This window comes from Vibrio sp. 811 (genome assembly GCF_033339195.1).
Map to the genome: position 1 here is coordinate 1 of NZ_JAWOUB010000882.1, position 533 is coordinate 533.

At 48.6% G+C, this 533-nt stretch carries 1 pseudogene; it reads left to right on the plus strand.

The window, feature by feature from the left end:
• A pseudogene (locus R7Q46_RS29925) lies at positions 1–533 on the plus strand (molecular chaperone HtpG); the annotation flags it as partial.

The window sequence follows — 533 nt, forward strand, 5'->3', positions numbered from 1 at the left end:
CTTGCGTCCTACGTTGAGCGCATGAAAGAAGGCCAAGATAAGATCTACTACTTAACGGCAGACAGCTACGCGGCGGCGAAGAACAGCCCTCACTTAGAGCAGTTTAAAGCGAAAGGCATCGAAGTCATTCTGATGTTCGACCGCATTGACGAGTGGTTGATGAACTACCTGACTGAGTTTGATGGTAAGCAGTTCCAATCGATTACAAAAGCTGGCCTTGACTTGAGTAAGTTTGAAGACGAAGCCGATAAAGAAAAGCAAAAAGAAACCGAAGAAGAGTTCAAATCGGTTGTTGAGCGTACCAAGTCTTACCTGGGTGACCGCGTGAAAGACGTGCGTACGACCTTTAAACTTGCATCTACACCCGCAGTCGTTGTGACGGATGATTACGAGATGGGGACTCAGATGGCGAAGCTGCTTGCTGCCGCAGGTCAAGCTGTGCCAGAAGTGAAATACATCTTTGAAATCAACCCAGAGCACGAACTTGTTAAGCGCATGGCGGATGAAGCGGATGAAGAAGCGTTTGGCCGCTG